Annotated in this window: 15 protein-coding genes and 3 pseudogenes; 5 read left to right on the top strand and 13 right to left on the bottom strand. The window is 57.4% G+C overall.

The window, feature by feature from the left end; translation table 11 throughout:
* Positions 1-59 precede the first annotated feature (59 nt).
* Positions 60-200 (top strand): annotated as a pseudogene (locus BRA1417_RS46390) (IS5/IS1182 family transposase); the annotation flags it as partial.
* Positions 201-582: 382 nt separating this feature from the next.
* On the opposite strand, the gene BRA1417_RS0136815 reads toward BRA1417_RS46390, so the two are convergent.
* The 6 genes from BRA1417_RS0136815 to BRA1417_RS0136790 form a co-directional block, all read right to left on the bottom strand.
* Complete coding sequence (locus tag BRA1417_RS0136815) at positions 583-1,641, bottom strand: EscU/YscU/HrcU family type III secretion system export apparatus switch protein (RefSeq protein WP_027520099.1); 1,059 nt, start codon at positions 1,639-1,641, stop codon at positions 583-585.
* Positions 1,642-1,646: 5 nt separating this feature from the next.
* On the bottom strand, positions 1,647-2,435 hold the full coding sequence (gene sctT, locus BRA1417_RS41430) for a type III secretion system export apparatus subunit SctT (RefSeq protein ID WP_084462409.1): 789 nt from the start codon (positions 2,433-2,435) through the stop codon (positions 1,647-1,649).
* Between the two features lie 101 nt (positions 2,436-2,536).
* Positions 2,537-2,797: a type III secretion system export apparatus subunit SctS gene (sctS, locus tag BRA1417_RS0136805; protein WP_027520098.1), complete on the bottom strand. Its 261-nt coding sequence runs from the start codon at positions 2,795-2,797 to the stop codon at positions 2,537-2,539.
* Positions 2,794-3,456: a type III secretion system export apparatus subunit SctR gene (gene sctR, locus BRA1417_RS0136800; protein WP_027520097.1), complete on the bottom strand. Its 663-nt coding sequence runs from the start codon at positions 3,454-3,456 to the stop codon at positions 2,794-2,796. Before sctR ends, sctS begins: the two co-directional genes overlap by 4 nt.
* Positions 3,453-4,439, bottom strand: a complete 987-nt coding sequence (locus tag BRA1417_RS0136795) for a FliM/FliN family flagellar motor switch protein (protein ID WP_156949079.1) — start codon at positions 4,437-4,439, stop codon at positions 3,453-3,455. The genes sctR and BRA1417_RS0136795 overlap by 4 nt, the downstream gene beginning before the upstream one ends.
* The gene (locus tag BRA1417_RS0136790) at positions 4,436-5,098 is read right to left on the bottom strand and encodes a hypothetical protein (protein WP_156949078.1); all 663 of its coding nucleotides are present in this window, start codon (positions 5,096-5,098) and stop codon (positions 4,436-4,438) included. The genes BRA1417_RS0136795 and BRA1417_RS0136790 overlap by 4 nt, the downstream gene beginning before the upstream one ends.
* 1,004 nt (positions 5,099-6,102) lie before the next feature.
* On the opposite strand from BRA1417_RS0136790, the pseudogene BRA1417_RS45805 reads away from it, so the two are divergent.
* From BRA1417_RS45805 to BRA1417_RS45800, 3 genes and pseudogenes are all read left to right on the top strand, one after another.
* A pseudogene (locus BRA1417_RS45805) lies at positions 6,103-6,606 on the top strand (transposase); the annotation flags it as partial.
* Positions 6,607-7,117: 511 nt separating this feature from the next.
* Positions 7,118-7,960, top strand: a complete 843-nt coding sequence (locus BRA1417_RS43370) for a hypothetical protein (RefSeq protein WP_198034894.1) — start codon at positions 7,118-7,120, stop codon at positions 7,958-7,960.
* A gap of 246 nt (positions 7,961-8,206) precedes the next feature.
* Positions 8,207-8,390, top strand: a pseudogene (locus tag BRA1417_RS45800) (IS3 family transposase); the annotation flags it as partial.
* Positions 8,391-8,516: 126 nt separating this feature from the next.
* Here the strand turns inward: BRA1417_RS45800 and BRA1417_RS41425 are convergent.
* The 7 genes from BRA1417_RS41425 to BRA1417_RS45155 all read right to left on the bottom strand — a co-directional run bounded on the left by BRA1417_RS41425 (position 8,517) and on the right by BRA1417_RS45155 (position 16,017).
* A protein-coding gene (locus tag BRA1417_RS41425; RefSeq protein WP_371260012.1) for an IS3 family transposase occupies positions 8,517-9,751 on the bottom strand; the annotation gives its coding sequence in 2 pieces (ribosomal slippage) (positions 8,517-9,472 and positions 9,472-9,751; 1,236 coding nt in all).
* A gap of 534 nt (positions 9,752-10,285) precedes the next feature.
* Positions 10,286-12,109, bottom strand: coding sequence for a secretin N-terminal domain-containing protein (locus BRA1417_RS0136755; protein WP_198034893.1), 1,824 nt, complete (start codon positions 12,107-12,109; stop codon positions 10,286-10,288).
* Between the two features lie 390 nt (positions 12,110-12,499).
* Positions 12,500-13,042 (bottom strand): hypothetical protein, encoded by a 543-nt coding sequence (locus BRA1417_RS0136750; RefSeq protein ID WP_027520090.1) that lies wholly within the window; start codon positions 13,040-13,042, stop codon positions 12,500-12,502.
* A gap of 47 nt (positions 13,043-13,089) precedes the next feature.
* The gene (locus tag BRA1417_RS0136745; RefSeq protein ID WP_027520089.1) at positions 13,090-14,187 is read right to left on the bottom strand and encodes a hypothetical protein; all 1,098 of its coding nucleotides are present in this window, start codon (positions 14,185-14,187) and stop codon (positions 13,090-13,092) included.
* Between the two features lie 43 nt (positions 14,188-14,230).
* A complete protein-coding gene (locus tag BRA1417_RS0136740) occupies positions 14,231-15,214 on the bottom strand; it encodes a hypothetical protein (RefSeq protein WP_156949077.1) in 984 nt (327 codons plus the stop codon).
* A gap of 7 nt (positions 15,215-15,221) precedes the next feature.
* Positions 15,222-15,743, bottom strand: a complete 522-nt coding sequence (locus BRA1417_RS0136735) for a SycD/LcrH family type III secretion system chaperone (RefSeq protein ID WP_198034892.1) — start codon at positions 15,741-15,743, stop codon at positions 15,222-15,224.
* Between the two features lies 1 nt (position 15,744).
* Entirely contained in the window at positions 15,745-16,017 is a 273-nt protein-coding gene (locus tag BRA1417_RS45155; RefSeq protein WP_198034891.1) for a hypothetical protein, read from the bottom strand.
* A 1,194-nt stretch (positions 16,018-17,211) separates the two neighbouring features.
* Between BRA1417_RS45155 and BRA1417_RS0136725 the strand changes: the two genes are divergently transcribed.
* Positions 17,212-17,583 (top strand): EscI/YscI/HrpB family type III secretion system inner rod protein, encoded by a 372-nt coding sequence (locus BRA1417_RS0136725; protein ID WP_198034890.1) that lies wholly within the window; start codon positions 17,212-17,214, stop codon positions 17,581-17,583.
* The last annotated feature ends 6 nt before the right edge of the window (positions 17,584-17,589 follow it).

The following is a 17,589-nucleotide window of genomic DNA, read 5'->3' as shown; positions in this document are numbered from 1 at the left end:
TCCTACAAAGCGGCAAATGGATGAGTTCTTCCTAGTGCTCCACAGCCATCATCATCCGGGCTGCCGCCGACAAAGGCGCGCAAGCCGCTATTCTCAAGATCGCTATTCGGTTGCCGAAGTACCCACTCGACAAACATCTCTCCGCGCAGCGTCACCTCGTCGAATACTATCTACTAGGCAAACTGAAGTCGTTTCGTCGCGCGATAAACCCCAACGCCATGCTTCCGCAAGCATCTCGGTACCGTCACCATCACAGCTAGTGCTATGGCCAATAAATGTCCAAGCGACCGCGAAGAGCATCGATTATTCCGCCTTAGGCTGATAAGTAGGGGACGAACGGATCTCCAAGAGAGGCCACTCGCGTCGACATGCATCTTGGCGGCAAGATCTCGAGCCCGATGGGACCGTCGCATTGGGCAGCGCCCATTTCCTCTCCCACGTACATGAAGATAGACGCGCATTATCTCGAGAACAAATAGATGTTCATTATGAAGCAATATCTCTTGCCTATGGCTGCTACAAGAACGGCAGATCCGTCGCACCGGCGGCGGGCTGTTCAAAACTGCGAGAACCAAGCTGAAGTCAGGACCGATAACCGGTCTCAGCCGCCAGTTTTCCGAGCGCCCGCAGAACCGTCGCGAGAGGTACAATCAGGTGCGATGGAATATACTCATCCACCAGGCCGTCCTTCAGGAGCGCGCGCGCCAGCGGAATGTTTCGCATCACCGGCACCCCCGCAGCGGCCGCGGCATCAATCATTTGCTGCGCCAAGAGATCGGTACCTATGGCATCGATCATGGGCAGGGGGGTGCGCTGCCGATCGTAGTAGATCGCCACTGCAATATGTGTGGGATTGGTGATCAACACGGTCGCTCTACGCGACTGCTCAATCGCGTCCCTGGCTAACAATTGCGAATGGAGGCGCCTGCGTCGGTCTTTGATCAGAGGGTCGCCCTCATTTTCCTTAGCTTCTCGTTTGACTTCGTCCAGCGACATCAAATTCTTGTTCGTGAACTGCCATCGCTGGAACGCAAAATCCGCAATTGCCAGCACAAGATAGCTCGCCCCCACATAACTAGCGATCCCGAGCAGCAGGTTACCCGTCACGGCACTTAGGCATGATATGCCACAGCTCGGCGTCCACACAAGCGCATGCACACCTTGGCGCAGCACAAGCATTATGACGAGGCTGAGTATCAGCACCTTCACGATCGCCTTACCCAGATCGACGAGATTCTGCAGCGAGACTATCCTTCTGACATTCTCACCGGGGTTCAGCTTTTTCAGCGATGGCGTGACAGCCTCGGGGGAGAAAATCGCCCCGTTCTGCAGCAGGTTAGCGCCCACGCCAATGACTAGGACGATGCCGAGGAAAGGTGCGACCATACTTTGTACTTCACCGAAATAAAACTCGAGTAGCTGTCGGCTGACAATTAGGAAGTCCTCTTCAAGAAACGATACGGGCAACAGGATCGTTGCCTTAAGTCGGTCTACTAGGCCAGGCAAAGAGGCGAAGAACAGCGCGAAGAACCCAAGGGTCACCGCCGCCGACACGACTTCCTTACTGTGCGGAACCTGTCCCTTCTTGCGCAAGCCCCGCAGCCTCCTGGGGGTCGGCTTTTCGGTCTTTCTGCCGGTCACGACAGTCACCTGGCGACGCGATTGACGATCGCGACAGGCGACGGCATATGCTTGTCGGCATTGGCCAAAACAATCGTGAGCGATAGAATCAGCAGCAGAAGGGCAACTGCGCTCTTGACCGACATAGCGAGAAAGAAGACCTCCAGTTGCGGCGCGAACCGGCTGACCAGTGCCAAGCCGAATTCGCTGAGAAACATCGCAACAATGGCTGGACCGGCGAGAAGCAATGTCAGCAGCATCACGAGGTCTGCAAGATCTAACATACCGGTGACGAAGGCCGGACCAAATGCAGGGTGAAAGCTCCACAGCGGCCAGATTTCATGGGAGCGATAGAGCGCTTCTAATAGTTTGGAAAAGCCGCCGCTGACGAACAGCCATGTAGCGTAAAGCTGAGCTAGGAAGGTCCCAAGCGGCGAGTCCAGATTGAGGTTTCCCGGGCTCAAGAGGCTTGTCATCGTGGCTCCCCTCTGATGGTCAATGAACGTGCCCGCGCTTTCCACACCCCACATAGTCGCGGCAACTGGCATGCCCAGGAGGCACCCGAGCAAGAGTTCCTTGAGCCCCAGGCCCAGGATCGGCATCAGACGTGTGATGTCGAGATCCGCAGGCCTCGTTGTCCAAGCAAACCCCATTGCCGGGAGCGCCAATGCCATGATCACGCCGTTGCGCGCCGGCGCCGTCACCATACCGCGTCCCAGAAAGGGCATGACAAGCACCATCCCTGTCACCCGTGCCATCGCAAGCGGCAGGACAACAAGGAAAGTACGCAGGTGAGCTGGATCAAGTGGTGACATGGAATGGACTACTCTAGCGCTTGCCCAGCTGGTGGGGTCGTTCTTGTTGCGTGCCGCCCGGCGAAGAGAGGCAAATTTAGCAAGTCCGTTGGGCCCCAGACTTACATCCCGGCGATCTGGTCGAAGATGTTCACCGTATACCGGCTAAGCTCACCAAACCAATTCGCGGTGGCGGCCAGCATCAGGCTCACGCATATCAGCTTCACGGCGAAAGAGAGTGTCTGCTCCTGAACTTGGGTCAGAGCTTGCATAACACTGACGATCAGCCCGACGCCCGTAGCGACGAGGACTGTGGGCATCGACAGGACAAGTGTCAGTTTGAGCGCGCCAATGGCAATGTTGGTGAGAGTGGCGGTATTCATGGTGCTGCTCCCGCGTAGGAGAAGACGAGGCCATGAATTAGGCGCTGCCACCCGTTCACGGCAACGAACAAGAACAGCTTGAATGGCAAGGATATGGTCATTGGCGAGACCATCATCATGCCCATTGCCAGAAGGATGTTCGAAACGACGAGATCAATGACGATAAACGGCAGAAACAATAAGAAGCCGATTTTGAACGCGTCTTCCAGTTCGGATGTCATGAAGGTCGGAATCAAAATCATAAATTCGCTGCCGCTTATGGCGGCGGCGTCCTCCTTGCTCCACAATCCCCGAGCCGCATTGACGAAGAATTGCCGTTCCCGTTGCGACGTGTTCTTCAGGAGAAAGTTGCGAACTGGCTCAGCAGCTAGCGTTATCGTTGTCCCTAATTCGCGGATATCTTGGGATGCGATTGGTTTGTCGCGCACTGCTTCATACGCACCTTTAGCCACTGGCTGCATGATGTAGACCGAGAGCAGGATGGCGATCGCATTCAGCGCCATGTTCGGCGGAATGTTCTGAACGCCGAGAGCATTGCGAATGAGCCCAAAGACGACGACGAGCTTCACGTAAGAGGTGACGGTAATAGCAACGAAGGGGGCGATCGCGACGCAGGCGATTAGGACGATCAGCGTCGCGGGATCAGGCTGCGCCATCATCGTTCTGCTCGTGCTAATCGCAGGTCGAGCACGCGCACACCTGTTCGCTCGGCGATGCGCACCAGTTCACCGGTTGCGACGACCTGGCCATTGACGCGCAAACTGATGTTGGTAGTGGCATCAAAACCAAGATCCAGCACTTGGCCGACAGCCAATTCGCGAAGCTGCCTGAGCGGCATGGTCAGACGTCCAGCATCCACATCAACAGGAAGATCAATGCTGTCGAAGGTTTCCGGCGGGAGTGGATCCGGTCTATCCATCATACAGTCCACAGTTGAAAGGATGGCAAGGCGGCCATCGAAGATCGAAGCTCGAAAGCAAGGACCGCCAGAGAGGCATAGAAGAACAGTCATGACGCCGTCATGGTCGACGGGCGTGGTATCCAGCAGGACGACGTCCCCTGAAGCGAGTTGATGCAGATCCGTCAAGATAAGGCTGATGCCGGCGACCAGCAGATCGACAGAAACGGGCAGATCATCGAGCACGGCGCACACGACGGGAAGCGTAGAGCAGCAGTCGGCGATCCATTGCAGTCCACCGCCATCGAATTCGACCATCCCGAGGATATCGCCCGGACGCTCCAAGCGAAGAATCTCAAATGCGTAGGGAAACGCTTCAATGCTCCCGGCCGAAGACCAGATCGGCCGATGCCCACACCATTGTTCCACCTGGATCGCGAGATCTCGGAAGACAATGTCGAACAGGATTTCTCGCAGGCCGTCACCCGGAGGAAATGCGGTAATTTCCGGCCAATGTTGCACAGCAGCCGCCGGAAGGAGCGTCGAGTCAACTGCCACGCGAATCCTGTGGCCGCTTGGGCGCATCACGGCCTGGCAGTAATCCGCCGGACGGCGCGGAGGTGTCGAACCTGGCATGACAGCTTCCACGTCGATGCCAGCGATGTTGAAGGAGACTGGCAGACGTGTAGCAAGACGCGAAACGGCGACGGCCTCACGTGGGCCATAGCAAGGCAGATCGATCACGCGCGCTTCTCAACTTCATAGTAGAGTAGTGTCTCAAATCCGCGAGATCGCCGGTTGCTGCCTTGTTCGTCCGATATTGAGCTGTGGGCGAAGACGACCATCACGATGCGCATTTCAAGTCGATCGGACAAATCGCGCGCAAATGGATGACCATGTACCTGCAGGATAGGCCAAAGCCGCTCCGATTCGATGCAAACCCTTAGGGTATCATGCTGGAAACTGACGATTACACGCGCATTGCCGAACAATTCGCGGTTCAGCATGATCTGCACCTCGGTATTGCCGGCACAATCTTGGCTGACCAAAGTGTGCTCGGTAATCCTCCTGGTCAACTCAGTGAGTTCGACCAATCGCGAAAGCTCTTCGGGCGCTCGCCGACGCCGTATAGGGTCCGGCATGGCACCGATGATCGAACCGACAATCAAGGAAGAAGACGTGGCGCTTTCGCTTTCGGCCAGATCATGCGGATCATTGTCGAAATCCTTGCAATCAGGTGCGCGATCGGCCCCCTCGCAGGCGTCTAGATTCGCCTCTTCGATCAATTGCGAGAACCAAGCTATATCCCTGCTACGCACACACGTCGGCACCGGGGCCGCCACCGGAATTGAACGGCCACGTGGTGTGATGCACGACATCGCAGCCCTTATCGCTAGTTGCATCTAACTCACCGCTAACTTTGACCGCTGTGGGACTGGGCCACCTGGCTCAGCCGCGTTGAGGCGCTCGGCAGGACACACCATTCACCATCACGGCGACTTACCGAATCACAACAGTAGTTTTCACTGGGCCTACGTCTCCAGGACATCGTATTTGTCGGAACCTACTTCCTAGGAGAAGAGCAGCCAGCCACTCAACGGAGTAGCATCCACTTCTCCATGTACTCACGGTCGACCAGAAGCCAATACAATTTCGATATGGGATCAGCTGATGAGGTTATGCCTTTCAGGAACAACATGCTCAGCGTCCAATAGCCGGTTTGAATGAGCAGGGACCAGCGATTTTCGGAGGTTACTCACACATACGGCTGATCGGCATGACATGCCGCAATTGGCAAGGGTTGTCGCGGCGTGCTTGTCGGGTGAGACGCAGGCCGTTTTATGTTTGGAGTGCTGGCCGACTAAGATCGCCCCGATTTTGGAGGCAGAGGCTTGACTGGAAGCAGTCGCGCCGTTTAGCGGAGGCCGTTGAGGCAGACTTGCAAATCGTCCCGTACCTCCTGCGACCCCAATGCTGCCAAGGCTCGAGCCCGATCCGCAGGCTGAGGAAGACTCTCGGCGAGGACAGACAGACGCCGCTGGAGCTCGCGGGGAAGCTCCGCCACGGCTGCCCCGACGCTCCGCAAGGCCAAGACGCGGTTTGTGGGATCGGCGAGTCCCTCCGCCATGGGACGAGGCGTTCCTGGAGCTCGCGTGAAACCGCTGCCACGTGCACACCGCGGCTTCGCAATGCCAAAACGCGATGCATGGGCGTCCGAGCGCGTGCAAGTAGGTATAGATGAAAGCCAGATCATGGCCCTGCTACTTGGTAGGGCGTGCGTCTGATTTTTGACTCATGGATCGACTCCGGAGCCCCCAATAGGGAGGCGAACGATAAATGTATGGTACCGGATCGAATTGAGCCAAGCCGAGCGAGAGGAACTGGCGGCGATGCTGAGCGGCGGCGGTACCGCCGCAACGGCACGGCCAATCTCTTCGTTGCCTTCGATCCGCATCGAGTTTGGCGCAAGGTCAAAGTCACCGAGCGGCGCACCGCCGTGGATCGTGCTCACGGCATGCGCGAACTCGTCGATGTCCATGACCCCAAGGCCGCCTGCATCGGTGTCGTGCAAGACAATCTGTCGATCCATGCCCCCGGCGCGCTCTAACAAGCCTTTGCCCCGCCGAGGCCCGCCGCATCGAGTTTCCACTACACCCCGAAACACGCCAGTTGGCTCAATATGGTCGAGATCTAGATCGGCGCGCTCCAAGGGCAGCGTCTCGGCCGGCGGATCGTCGATCCAAAGCGCCTTAGAAGCGAGATCGCAGCATGGGAGCGGCAGCGAAACAAAATTCGCGCCCGTATCAACTGGATGTTTACAGCGGACAAAGCTCGCACCAAACTGGGCAGCGCTTATCCAGGCATATCCAAAGAATCAAAATTACTGCGACGAGCTACTAGCTGTGGATGAGCCCGCGCAGGATGGCTTCCGCGCGCATGGAAGCAGCCCGAGTAGTGGCGAAGCGTTAAACAGCGCCACCGCTCCCCCCCCGCAAGCCGGTAGGTGAAGGATTTGTTTTGCCGTGTCAGGATGCGGAACGCAGCTCGCTCGTGCTTGGTTTGCCGCGCCTCGGAGTGCACGCTCCGTTCAGTGCTGGAGCTGGGTAGTGCGCGGCGACCTGCCGTACCTAGCCTGCGTCATTTTGATGGGGCTATCTTTTTGCTGCTCAAAGGAGAGACTTATGCGGTGTGGTCCCGGCAAGCCTGTCGGTCTTTCATATCAAATGCCGGCGCCAGATTCCGATCTCGGCGCTCGCGCTCCAGCCTCATCGAGCGTCGAGTCACGCACGCCATTTAGAATTCCACCGACAACAATACCGAAGAAAATATCCGACCAAAATCCCCCAACGCTTGTATATGACATGATTGAACCCTCTACCTTTCGCACCACATCCGATACATCCGGGATGGAGAGTTGCGACTTGACTGGGTTTGACGGTTTAAGCTTGTCTGGGAGTGAACAATTTTCTGAGCGGCAGCTAGAAGAACTAATTACACTGACACGTCCAAAACGGATCGTCATTATAGATACTAGGCAAGAGTTCCATGGATTCGCAAATGGAGAACCAATATCCTGGTATGCTGCAGATAATTATAACTGGGGTAACGTGGAAAAGCCTGCTGAAATTATTCCCGCGAAGGAGACAAAGAAGCTCGCAAAACTACCGACTAAATTTCCTTTTGGTCTGACCATAGAATCCGGGAGTGTCGTAAAAGGAAAGGCTTCTTCGGCGCCTCCAAAGGTTCTCGATTTCGGTAAAGTGAAAATAGAAACGGAAGAGGAATTAGTTAAAAGAAAGGGTGTGGCATATCTGCGCATTCCGACACCAGATCATGCGCGCCCCACCGATGCTGAAATAGATAAGCTTGTATCGGAGTTGCGAAACCTCGCCCGTGCGGGTGATGTTCATTTGCATTTTCATTGCCGGGGCGGCATAGGGCGTACAACGCTGCTGATGACCTTGGCAGACATGTTGCACAATTCCGACAAAGTGCAATGTGCGCACATCATAGAACGCCAGATAAAATTAAGAAGACGCGACGAATTTCCAACAAGCAAGGCGTTAAACAAGGTGTTGCGGAACGAGAAAAGCGAGCTGATGAACACATTTTTTCAGTATGCAAAAGAACAGCCTCTTGAAAAAGCGGATGCCATTTCATGGACGGAATGGCTAGCGTTAAAAGCACATCGTGAGCATCAGATCTTGGATACATCGAGTGTCGGTACGCCGCCGACCGCGCCTCCCGGCCATAGGATGCCGTGAAATGGACCCCGCGTTGGCGCAACCGCTTCAACCGGTTTCTTAGTTTGAAAGCCATTCACCTTGCGAAAGCTAGGCCGCATTGACGGCTCTAATCCAGAGCATCGCAGCGGTGATGTGTTCGCCGTCAGGGCTTGAGAGACAAATTTACGGTTTTGCGAAGGGGCAGGAGGATTACTGCTTCATCGTGGCCGCCAGGAGCGAATATGAAGCAGAAAACCCGGACCGCCCAAAGCGCTCGGAGAACAAGTGCTAAAGGACATTCTGCGCCAGAGACGCGGGCAGTATTCAGCTGAAGATAAGATCCGTTCGTGTTGGAAGGGCGGCGGGCGAGGAGAATATCCCCGAGCTCTGCCGTGGCGAGGGCATCGCCGCCGCAATGTATTATGGCTGGTCCAAGGAGTTCCTCCAAGGCGGCGAGCGTCGTCTGGCGGAGCCTCTGGATGTGGTGCCGGGTGGCAACGCTTGAGCCTACACTCCAGGAGTGAAGTGGACCCCATACCTGGGACCAGGTGTCGCCGAAGTTAAGGTGTAGTCGCGCCTGCCTTTGTCGTTCAAATCAAGCAGCTTCCTGCTGCTGCGTTTGCGTCTGCTGTGGGTATGTGGGCAACGCGTTTGCGTTGTCCAAGCGAAGCGGCATATCCACAGTCTTCGCCGCCTCGATCCTGTCCGTGCCGGCTCGCCATGCCGCCATGGGAAACTGGTTGTTCATCGCCTGATGCGGGCGACGATGATTGTAAAAGTTCATCCACGTTCCGATGCCGTCGCGCGCTTCGTGCCCGTCAGCATAGGCTTTCAGATGTATCTCTTCATATTTGATCGAGCGCCACAAGCGTTCGATGAAAATATTGTCCATGAAGCGACCGCGTCCGTCCATCGAAATCGCGACGCCCGCGGCCTCGAGCCTGCCGGTGAAGGCGGCGCTGGTGAACTGCGCGCCTTGATCGGTGTTGAATATTTTCGGCGTGCCGTGCCGCGCCAGTGCTTCGTCGAGCGCGGCGATGCAAAAGCCCGTATCCATCGTGTTTGACAGCCGCCACGCCAGAACCGCCCGGGTGGCCCAGTCGATGATCGCCACCAGATAAAGAAAGCCCAGCGCCATCGGAATATAGGTAATGTCGCTGGCCCAGACATCATTGGGCTCGGTGATGCTGACACCGCGCAGCAGGTAGGGATAAATCTTGTGGCCGGGCGTGGCCTTGCTGGTGCCGGGGCGCGGGACCAGCGCCTCGATCCCCATCACGCGCATCAGCCTTTGCACGCGCTTGCGGTTGATGCCGTGGCCCGCCTGGTTGAGTTCGAAAACCATTCGCCGCGAGCCGTAAAACGGCCACTTCAGATGCAACTCGTCGATCCGCCGCATCATGGCCAGATCGTCGGCGCAGGTCGCCGGAATGGGACGATAGACGCCCGAACGTGCCAGATTCAGCAGCGCACATTGCCGGCGAACCGACAAATTCTCGCTCGGCCGTTCGACCATCGCCCTACGCTCGGGTATACTCATCGCCCGGGCCTCTTGGCCAAGAAATCCCTTTCAACCGTCAACTGGCCGATCTTGGTGTAGAGCTTCGCCGTCTCGCGCTCGTGCTCCTCCTCGCCATCCCCAAAGGCGCTCGCACCGGGCGCGAAAAGGCTCGCCACATTGTCGAGAACCTGCTTCTTCCAGCCGTAAATCTGGTTCGGGTGAACGCCGTGCCGCTTCGCCAACTCCGGCACCGTCGCGACCTCTCGAAGCGCCTCCAGGGCAATTCTGGCCTTGAATACGGCATCAAACTTCTTGCGTGACTTGGTCATATCCGTGCTCCATCGGTTGTGACAGAGCAGGACGCTTCACACCTTAAGATCTGGTCCTATTTCCGGGGTCCACTTCAGAGCGCCTCGTCACCCTCGCCGACAAGCTTGACGAGCCCGCAAATCGCGTCCTCGCTCTGGAGGACCTCGGACTGTGCGCGACGGGGCTTTCACGCGGGTTCCAACAGCACCTGGTCACACAGACCGAGAGGCTTGACGATCCCGCGGATCGCACCTCGGCCTTGCGAAGTCTGGGAGTGGACGTGGCGGGCTTTCCCGCGAACTCTAGCAGCACTCGACGCGGCCGCGCAAGATTCGTTTCAACACCGATCGGGACATCCCCACAAAAAACGCGCTGCTTGCCGGATCCGGCGGTGGGTCCCAACACTGGACTGTCGTCGCGTCCCTGGTCAAGGCAGCAAAGCTTAACGATGTCGATCCGCTTGCCCGACTCTGACGTCCTGATTAAGGTCACCGGCGGCTGTCCCAACCACGACATCGCACAGTTTCTGCCCTGCGCCTACCGCGCCCAAGCCCTCAAAGCCGCGGACTGAGAACACGCTTACGTTTGGGCATCAGGTGGCGGCCGAGATCGGGCGCTAGCGATTCGAACTTCTCCCGCAGCTCCTCAGTCAAAGCCCGCGCGTCGGGGCCACTCTCAACCACCCGAGGATTCAGTAATACCAAGAGTTCGGTTCGGTCTTTGGCGTGCTCCGTGCTACCGAATAGAGGTCCCAACAACGGAATGTCCTTCAGCACGGGAGCCCCAGACTCCATCCGGTTGGTGCTATCCTGCATCAAACCGCCAATCGCGATCGTATCACCGTTTCGTGTCGATACGGTGCTTTGGAGGCGACGTACCGAAATGACCGGGGATTGGACGTTGGTCAGTGTGTTCTTGTTCGCCGTACTGACCTCCTGAAAGATGTCGAGCGTCACGCTACCCCCGGCGCCGATGCTTGGCGTTACGGCCAAAATGACCCCCGTGTCGCGCAGTTCGACGTCGCTCACAATCGATGAACTCTGGCTTAGCGTGGATTGTGAGGATCGCGCGAGGACGGGAACCTGATCGCCCACTTCAATTGTCGCGGTTTGGTTGTCAACTGTGAGAATACGTGGCGCCGATACGACCTTGACGTCCCCGAGGCCGCTTAGCGCGCGTAGCACAACGTTGACATCCCTATTTGGGAACACATAGGACAAACCACCTTGTGGAACGGCACCCAAATCCAGAGAGGAAAGAAGATAGTCGACACCGTATCGCAAATGATCGCTCAACCGCACCTCCGCGACAATGACCTGGATCAGGACCTGCCGCGGCTTGACGTCAAGCCGATGGACTGCGGCTTCGATGATTTTGTAGTCGGTCGGCGTTGCCAAGATCACGAGTGCATTTTGGCTGGGGTCTGCCTGGATCCGGACCGGCGCCGACAGGCCAAGACTGACTGCGGAGACCGCCGCATCGTCCTTTGCTTGGGTTGCTGACGCGGCCGCATCCGATCTTTCGTCCGACAGGCCGGGAACGTTTAGGGGCAAACTCGATCGATCGGATGCGCTTCCGATTGACAACTTCCCAAACTCTCCCGCGGGCTGCGCGCGAGATACGACACTGGGCGGCTGAGCGCCAAAGATTCGTGCTAGCACCTGCGCCACTTCCGTAGCCTTTCGGTACCGAAGTGGACGCACGTGAACGTTTGCCGCCGCTTCCGACGTCTTATCCAGCTTCGCGATAGCTCGACGAACTTGCTGAGTTAGCACAGGGTCGTCCGCTACCACAAGAATGCCGTTCAGCCGCTCGAGTGCCGCAAGCCGAACGCGCGCTCTGCCCTGGTCATTCTGGTTGAACAAGAAACTGAGTTCTCGCTCTACGGCGGCCGGACTCGCATGAGCCAGCGTATACAGTGCGAACGATTTGTGAGCCATAGCATCAGTGTCAAGTAAGCCGATGAGTTCGCGCACGGAACTCACCGAACCCGGCGGTCCACTTATGGCAATACCTTGTTCTCCCGGCGCGGGTGTCAGACGCACGCTCTCCTCGACGTTTGGTCGGATCACCTTGATGACATCGGCTGGATCGACATAGCGCACGGGAACCACTTGGACATCGCTTCGTACTCCGCCGGCGAGATCGACCAAGCGCCCCACCCGAACTCCGCGGTCAACCACGGCCAGTCCGTAGCCGTATGGTGCTAGCGCTTGGTCGAGTAATCGTGGCACATCACTCACGGGGACTTTGCCCGAAGTCCGAAGTGTCATTTTTCCCCCAACGCCCGGATCGATGATGACAGGCATGCTCATAATGTCGCCCACGACGTCATTCACAACTTGCCGAATATCGGCATTGGCGTAGTCGAGGCTCACGCGAGTGCTGTTGGAGGTGACGGGCAGCCGCCGCTCCACCGAGGCGGTGACCGGCCGGGTCGACGGCTGTGCCAGCAGTTCAAAGCTACGTGCTTGCGGTTTCCCCGCCGAGAAGGAGGGCTCCGACGCGTGCCAGCCGACGCTTGGCGAAGCCAGCAGAACACCGCGTTCAGCAATCGAGTCGGAGCCGGTACATCGCGTAAGCAGTAGACAAAGGAGCGTTAGCAAAATCCTGCTAGGCATCGAGGAAGCAGCGTTGCCGAGAAAGAATACGCATCTATTCAACATTCCATCCACCGCTGCGCCTGTGCTCATTGCAACTGTGTGAGGACAGTTGGGTAGAACAGGGATGAGGACCCCGTCTTGCACTATTTACTGGTGCGGCCCCCCTCAACGAAAGTTGCCAATAATGATCTCCTTGATCTTTTCATCTTTCGCAAGAAGGTTAGACATCAGTGCTGCAACCTGATTGAGCTTATCAAGCTGCCCTTGCATAAAAATCAACGCCACCTGCCCTTCGCTATTGTCGCTGTCAATCGCCGCCTTAAGGTTGGTGATGGCAGCGTCGAACTGCGACTGCACACCTTTCTTGTCGGAATTCTCCGACTCCATGGCGATGCCGTTTGCCTGCATCCAATCAAACACATCCTGAGTCTTGCCCTCCCAATCGACGAAGCTGCCGTAGTCTCTAACCGACTTTCCATCGGTAGGTCGATTGGTCCGCAGGGCAGCCAACGCCTTATTCATTTCTCTCAGCAAATTGTTGCGCGCCTGCATATCGTCGGTTTGAGATCGGATTTGATTCTGGTAAATGTCATGCCGTTGCATCAGAACCAGCGTCATAATCGAGCCCAAAGACAGGCCACCCGGCAGAACATTTCCTGCGCTGTTGGCCCACGCATAGGTCTGGTATCCAGACATTGCCTTGATCATCTTACGTCATTCTCAAACTAAGAAGTTTTTTTGTCCAAACGATGCACTCAAGCCATATAGACAATCTTGCTTCTCGCCTCGGTATCGGCGCGACGAATTTCTGCAAGCTTGCCGAGAAAATCCTGAATCGCCGACTCATAGCTTGCCATGAATTCCCTCTCTTCCTCCATCTGCGCCCGCGCCTTGGTGCCGCGCGCCTCCAGCTTCGCCTTCTCCTCCTGGTAGTGCGTCGCGCCCATGTTCAGACCGGCTCCCGGAAGTTTAAAGGCTTCTGTTGCGATTGTGCCCATGCCATTCCATCTCATGGCCGCCTGCTGGGCTGCTGTCTGTGCCTGGACAACGCGCGTAAACTCAAGTGGATCCGTCATGCTATGGGGCGTGTCCAGCCTAAGCGGGTCGCTAGGTGTATTGCTGCTTGATGTTTTGCTCCCATGAAGACGGGTCATCTCGATGTTATCTTCCAAGGGCCGCGCGTCGCGCTCCGGTGCTTGGGTACATTGCGCTTTGTCGTGAGGCTTGTCGTAGAGCTCCGGCTCGCCTTGTTTGTCAAAGCGCTGCGCTTGACCTGAAGGGCTGTTCGGGGCTGGCGTCTCCACGCTAGACTTCGAGAGCGGCGTCTGGATCTTGGCCTTGTACAGCTCGTCGAAGCGGGATTGAATCTGGCGAGCGCCCTTGAGGTTCACGCCGGCACCTAACATCCCGCCGCCAGAGGTGGCTATTGCGCCAAATAACTGGCATAGCCCTGAATTGCGAAGCGCCTTGGCAGCAGCTTCCTGCGCAGCAATCTCGTCATCAAGCGCAGCCGACCGGTCCGACCTCGCCGCCTCGCGGAACTCCGCATTGAGCCGAACGATAAGCGCCGCGACCGCTGATATGTCGTTCCCCGTAACAAAGTCCTTCAGCTTGACCTGGACATTGGAAAGCTTCTCGTGGATCACAACGTCCGCTAGATCCGGTACGCCAACTGATCCCCAACCCCGCGTCCCCTCAACGGGATCTGCAAGAGGGCGTGGGATCTCGCCTTCTGGCACGTTTCTGCCGCGGACCGTAGCAGAGGTCGGCACCCACGGAGGCTGTTGATGCACGGCAGCATCCAGCAGGTCGTACCCGCCAACGGTCGTTTCAGGTTCAATCGCAAATACCATCGCTACATTCCCTAGGTTCGATAAGTGGCCCCACGCAAGCCTGTCAGGCGAAATGCCTTACGAGATTGGCGTTGGAGACACTCTGCCCCTCAATGGCCTCGGCAACCCTCCGTGTGGTCATCGTCCTGTCGAGAAGCAGCTGCTTGATGAAGTCCATTTCATCGCTTTGCAGTGATCTCAATCTTGCAATGCACCTGCTAATGTCCAACGTTTCCGCCTGGGCGTCTGTTGCCTCCTTCTGCTGAAGGCCATTGGCGATGCCGGCGCCAGCCTCGCCCAGCGATGCCACTGCCTCGCCGACTCGAGCCGCCGTCGAAACTCTTTGGCCTATCTGAACAGCCTTGACAGAGTTAGACGGTATCAAGGCGGTGATACGCAATCCACTCGCACCTGCATTAGCAAAGCCAGCGCCGACCGTTAGCACCGAGATAGCGAATATGATTCCAATCGTGATGACCGCGCCCAAGGTGTTGGCCTTGCCGCCCTCGACTCCGTCTTTCTCGAGACTCTTCACAATTGCCGCCGTCATCTTATCGATGTGCCCCGTCTCAATGAGAGTCGCTACTCCAACGCCAACTGCCGCCGCCATGACTGCAAGTGTTCCGCCGGTGGCAACGGCCGCCAGGACCGTCAATCCGACCGCTAGCCATCCGAAGAGCTTCATGATGCCGGAGCTCTTCTTTGCTTCTGCCGATCTTTTTGCCGCTTCAATGTTGCTTTTAGAGGTTTGCTCGTGCAACTGCCTTTGCTGCTCTCCCCAGTGTCGCGCGTCCTCTATTCCGGCTGCAACCTGTCCATCGGTCATCTTGGTCTTCAGAGCCAGAAACGTGGTAAGGAGGTCAATCGTGTCGAGCGCACGTGGTGCCGATAATCCTGGAATCGAACCTGACGCGACAGCCTCTCCGAAAACTGATTGCGGCAACAAGTTGGCGTCAGTCTTGCAGCCATTGCCCGAAAGCCCGGTGGCGGAGGCACTGAAAGGCAGCGTTCCGACTTCGGGGAGTGTTTTGCTCGTCAGCGCCCACATGTTCACTCTATCCATGGCCGGACCCAAGTTGGGATTTGAGGCGGTTAAGCATCATCAGCCCACGCCCGGCCAAAGCCTTGTGTTCGGGCCTTCCGACACTCAGCGCCAAGCTATTCTCGAGTGCGGTGATGGCCGCTGTGGGATGATCGAGTTTGATGAAACATTCCGCCGCACGAAGCGGCATCTGCGGATCGTCACTATCCAGGAGCCCGGCGAACCGATAGGCGTGCATGGCGTTCTCTGGGTCCCCAAGCATCTGACTAGTAGCAGCCAGACCAAACCAGAATCGTGCGTCGATGTGCCGGTGTAGGCACAAGAAGCGAAAGAAATTCCGGGCCTCCTCATACTTGCCGCAAGAATAGTAGCGGTGGCCAAATACATATAAGGCCTCAAGCTCATCATCCGTGATCCCAACGACGCTAGCTAGGTCCGCGCGCCCTGCCACGAAGTCGATGGCGAGCTGTGCCAGCCGTTCGGTGTGTGTCGCATCACCACCATTCAATAGCTCACCGTCCGCCATCCTCATCATGTCACACTCTCCGTGGAGCCGGCTTGGTGCTTGGACCATGCGACATTGATTGGGGGCTTGGCAGGATGTGACTGAGCGCCGCCTGCTCGTCCGCATACGCCCTTTGAAATGCTTCGTCCTGATCGGCGACAAATGCAGAAATTGAAGCGGCACTCATGCTGGTGTCGCCCGACGGCCAAGCACAACGGCCAAGTTGTTCGCGAGCCCGCGTCAAAAGACAATCCATCTGTGCGATGGTCTGTCGTGCAGCCTCCATCGTGTCATCGAGGTTCATTGACCCTCCCAGACGGTCTCCTTGCCAACACACTGTAGCGCCTGCAGGATTCGAAACCGCTTGCGCCACTAGCCCCGCTCAAGGGGCAACGACCTGCTCTCGGGGCTGGCCGCTCAAGGCCACCGACAGGCATCACTACTAGAGGCGGCACATGGCGCGAAATACTTGATCGCTATGAAGGCATAGTCGCCCGCGATGGATCGGTGCGTCTCCGCGCGAGCGCTTGAGACGGGGGCGCTAATCCGGAAATGCGTGTCGTTGCGTTAAATGACTCGTTCGGCAAGAACTCGTCGCCGGGCCGTATGCATGTTTGGCCTTAAGCAGGTAACGTTGAGGATCGCAGTGACGGCGGATCGGGTTCTGCAGTCGCCTTGGACGAAACGCCGCGAGCAGCTCACACTTTGTGCCGGACCGAGCGGCTGACGGAGGGCGCCATTATCCATAGGCTACCGTTATGACTCCATGCCCGTATTGTATTGGCGCCGAGCGAGACGCCGAATTAGATCATCATGAGAATAGATCGCTTCCAGCGCGCAACGCCACTCGGCAGACGCTCTTGTCATGTGGTGGCGAGGTGAGTGCTTGGTCACGGGCCGTGTTGCGAGCGTGCGCCCTTTCGGAGCTCAGGCGCGATGTTTTCCCGGCGGAGGTCGGTGGCAGGACATAACATGGATGATCGGCAAACGACACATGACTCGGTTAGGGAAAGGGATTCGGCATCTATGTCTTTGTTGTCGACTTGTGCGACGCCCGACAGCCGCTCCCGCCTCCTGCGACGTCTCACGGAGACGGCATTCTTGGCTTGTGTCACGAGCGACGTGGTGAGGGCGAGGCGGATCGCGAAGGGACTTGAGGTCATTGCGCCGGGCAGCCGGGAGTGTGTCATTGCTTATGCGGTCGCAGATCTGACGGCAGGCGATGTTGCAGCAGCGCTGGACCGCCTCGATCCTCTTGCCAAAGCAAATGATGCATATGGGATGGCATTTCAGGCCCTGGCTCTTGGGCTTAATGGACGGCTAAGCGAACGCGATACTGTGCTCAGGAGCCTGCCAAGCGGCGAGCCCGGCCTCGAGGGGTTCCTCACAGCCTTGGACCAGACCGAGCCAGCCATACCACAGGAAAGGACATCTAATGAGCAGCGTAGGTAGTATCCTCCCGCAAACAGGGTCAGCGTTTTTGGCGGTCGAGGTGCCAGTGACATCGAAAGTATCGGCTGAATCCGTCGAGGCGTTTCGAGCCGCACTCGAGCCGCCTGTGCCATCGCAGCGAGCTGACGAACCGCTGATCATGGCTGGAGGCGAGCTTGCGGAGGAGGGCGGGGGGGCGCTCGTTCCTCGCTTATCCGATGATATCCTCAGTGGCATGGAAAAACTGAGCGCCGGTTTTACAGAATCCATGCAAGGTGTGCGCAGGGCCGCCGAAGGCATGAACGCGGGCAGCATCCGCTCGGCTGAATGGCTCGATGCGCAGGTCCAGCTGTCAGCTATGGGCCTGCAATACGACATTGTGACCAAGGTGGTTGGGAAGGCGACCCACACTCTCGACACTTTCCTGAGCGGCCAATGAGCCACG

The organism is Bradyrhizobium sp. WSM1417, from assembly GCF_000515415.1.
Taxonomy (GTDB): domain Bacteria; phylum Pseudomonadota; class Alphaproteobacteria; order Rhizobiales; family Xanthobacteraceae; genus Bradyrhizobium.
The sequence above is the reverse complement of the archived record's forward strand: the minus strand, read 5'-3'. Positions and strand labels throughout refer to the sequence as shown.

Bases quoted from the DNA above. Each gene is read 5' to 3' on its own strand.
- sctT (WP_084462409.1), bottom strand. From the start codon at position 2,435: ATGTCACCACTTGATCCAGCTCACCTGCGTACTTTCCTTGTTGTCCTG.
- sctS (WP_027520098.1), bottom strand. From the start codon at position 2,797: ATGAATACCGCCACTCTCACCAACATTGCCATTGGCGCGCTCAAACTG.
- sctR (WP_027520097.1), bottom strand. From the start codon at position 3,456: ATGATGGCGCAGCCTGATCCCGCGACGCTGATCGTCCTAATCGCCTGC.
- BRA1417_RS0136790 (WP_156949078.1), bottom strand. From the start codon at position 5,098: ATGCAACTAGCGATAAGGGCTGCGATGTCGTGCATCACACCACGTGGC.
- BRA1417_RS0136750 (WP_027520090.1), bottom strand. From the start codon at position 13,042: ATGATCAAGGCAATGTCTGGATACCAGACCTATGCGTGGGCCAACAGC.
- BRA1417_RS0136745 (WP_027520089.1), bottom strand. From the start codon at position 14,187: ATGGTATTTGCGATTGAACCTGAAACGACCGTTGGCGGGTACGACCTG.
- BRA1417_RS0136740 (WP_156949077.1), bottom strand. From the start codon at position 15,214: ATGTGGGCGCTGACGAGCAAAACACTCCCCGAAGTCGGAACGCTGCCT.
- BRA1417_RS0136735 (WP_198034892.1), bottom strand. From the start codon at position 15,743: ATGATGAGGATGGCGGACGGTGAGCTATTGAATGGTGGTGATGCGACA.
- BRA1417_RS45155 (WP_198034891.1), bottom strand. From the start codon at position 16,017: ATGAACCTCGATGACACGATGGAGGCTGCACGACAGACCATCGCACAG.